Source organism: Streptomyces sp. NPDC002306, from assembly GCF_053593435.1.
Window position 1 is genome coordinate 1 of the sequence record NZ_JBSFCK010000135.1, and the last position, 1834, is coordinate 1834.

A 1834-nucleotide genomic window follows, 5' to 3' on the forward strand; every position below is an offset into this window, starting at 1 on the left:
CTGCTGGACCGGCAGCTGCACCACCTGCGACCAGCCCCTCCCCGCCAGAACACGTTCGACACCAAGAACCAGACAGACCTAACGGAGTCCTACTAGTGCATGCTCGCTCAACTTCCAGGAAATTTGGTGGCACATCTTCCGCAAGGCCGTCCGCGCCAGCCGATTATTTGCCAGCCGTGACGACATTGCATACACGACCGCCTTGCGGCCAACGAGCTCGTCTCTCGTGCGAGCCGCCGGATGCGGGGCAACATACCGAGCAACCGACGGCGCCGATACGCGCTTACACTGTTTAAGGAACCTATTTATTGGACAATTCCGTACCGGGGTAAGCTGTCACGGTTGCTGTCATGGAACGCAGCGGAGGTGGTCGCTAGGCCGTGGGAGGAATTCACCTACAAGGCGCCTTGCTGGTTGGGTCGGATAGAAGTGTAGGAACTCCCATCATCCCAGCTCAGCGGATACCTCTCTGTGTCAGCCACTCCACTCCACTCCACTCCCCGCCCCGATCGCCGATCGGTGGATCCAGGCTCAGGATGAAAGAAGCTCATTTGACTTGGAAGCCGTATTCTTGTCGAAAGTGCATCTTCTCGGATCTGAGTTCTCCAGCTATGTTTTCAGCAACCTCTATTTCCCCAAGCGGACGAGTCGTGATCTCGGCGGCGAATCCACTTTCACCCCGTCCGGCATACTTGTGATAATGTTTAGTAGTTACGCGAATGGCGAGATTCATTTCAAGTAGCCTCTTCTCTGGAATGATTGCAGTAAATGCTTCCTCCTCGTAGTAGGTCCCCCAAGGTAGAGACTTCCGCATAATCCAGTGCAGCCCATTCGCGGATTTTTCGCATTTTAACCGAACCGTGTAGGCTATCGACGATTGAAGTGATGGGAACCTACAGCGACCTTCGCCTGACCAGGCGCCCGAAAGCTCGGCTATTCCGCCATCGTCACCGTTTCTCAATGAATCGCGACGCAGATTCTCCTCGAAATCAAACAGTGAAATATTTGCTGCACGTGAAAGCGATCGGCGAAACGTCAATTCCCCACCGGATCTCTTCTCTATTTGACATGCTTCCGTAAGGCCGTCGATGAAGGAGGTTGAAGATTTAGCGACTTCGCTGCCTTCTAGTTCTAATTTCTTGTGTTCGCGCCAGTTGAGAATGGTGACATGCGGACCGACGATGCTCCCGTCCGCCGGGTCGATCGCCAGAAGGGCATTCTCCTCGTAAGAGACGAGCCCGCCGAATTCTTTTCGGACCCTCATTGAAAGAACGCTGGAATCGTCAGGTTGACATTCGCAGCGTGAATTATAGGGAATTGAGAGATTTAGTAGTGGAATTTTCAGGCTGCCCGCGCCGGCCCACTTTCCGATCCATGCGGCGTAACCGCCAAAACCGTCCAGTCTCTCTGAAATTGGCGGAGTCTCCCGAAGTAACGTTTCATCGGATTCTAAGATTTGTCGAAGCATTTTCCATATCCAATCGATTTTTCGAATTTAACGAGGATTCAAGGATGCATTATAGTGGGTGCTTGATTTTGAGTAATTAGCACTCAGGCTCTGCTGGGCCTTTCAATGCGAACTCAGCACGCGTGGTACGAGTTCGAGGCTGGTCCGGCCAGGAATCCGATGAGGGGCTGTGGGCATCTCCAGCGGCAAGCGCAAGGGACAGGATCCCTCCCTCGGGAGCATCTGCTGACTTTGTTGGCGTGGTGTCGTCAAGGTGAGGCCGGTTTCGGTGAGAAGCCGTATCTCAACCGAACATGATCGCTTGATTTCTGCTGGTCAGGCGTGGTCTAGCTCGGAATGAGGGAGGCATCCGGCGTCTTGTTTCCG

At 53.9% G+C, this 1834-nt stretch carries 1 protein-coding gene; it reads right to left on the reverse strand.

Annotation, left to right across the window (positions count from 1 at the left end):
• Positions 1-547: 547 nt before the first annotated feature.
• Positions 548-1468 (reverse strand): hypothetical protein, encoded by a 921-nt coding sequence (locus ACWCQK_RS42415; protein ID WP_451164596.1) that lies wholly within the window; start codon positions 1466-1468, stop codon positions 548-550.
• Between the last annotated feature and the right edge of the window lie 366 nt (positions 1469-1834).

Bases quoted from the DNA above. Each gene is read 5' to 3' on its own strand.
- ACWCQK_RS42415 (WP_451164596.1), bottom strand. From the start codon at position 1,468: ATGCTTCGACAAATCTTAGAATCCGATGAAACGTTACTTCGGGAGACT.